The sequence below is a fragment of the Stappia sp. WLB 29 genome (genome assembly GCF_023507705.1).
GTDB lineage: Bacteria > Pseudomonadota > Alphaproteobacteria > Rhizobiales > Stappiaceae > Stappia.
The window spans coordinates 1-318 of sequence record NZ_JALBGD010000036.1 but is presented as its reverse complement, the minus strand read 5'-3'; the positions used below and the strand labels follow the sequence as shown (position 1 = coordinate 318).

Sequence of the window (318 nt, the reverse complement as noted above, 5' to 3'; positions counted from 1 at the left end):
GGCGCCCAGATCGCCGCGATCCAGGGCTCGACCGGCGAGGCGGTCGCCGCCATCGGCGAGATCGCCCAGATCATGCAGGAAGTGAACGGCTACACCGCCTCCATCGCCTCCGCCGTCGAACAGCAGGGGGCCGCCACCGGCGACATCTCGCGCTCCGTGCAGCAGGCGGCAGAGGGCACCGGCGCCGTCACCCGCAACATGGAGATGCTCGCCCACACCGTCGACAGCACATCGGCTGCAGCCGACAACGTCCTCGACGCCTCCAGCGCCATGGCCCGCAACACCGATGCCCTGCGCAGCGAAATCGACAGGTTCCTG

At 69.8% G+C, this 318-nt stretch carries 1 pseudogene; it reads left to right on the top strand.

Going from position 1 to position 318, the window contains the following annotated elements:
• A pseudogene (locus tag MNI96_RS21800) lies at positions 1-318 on the top strand (methyl-accepting chemotaxis protein); the annotation flags it as partial.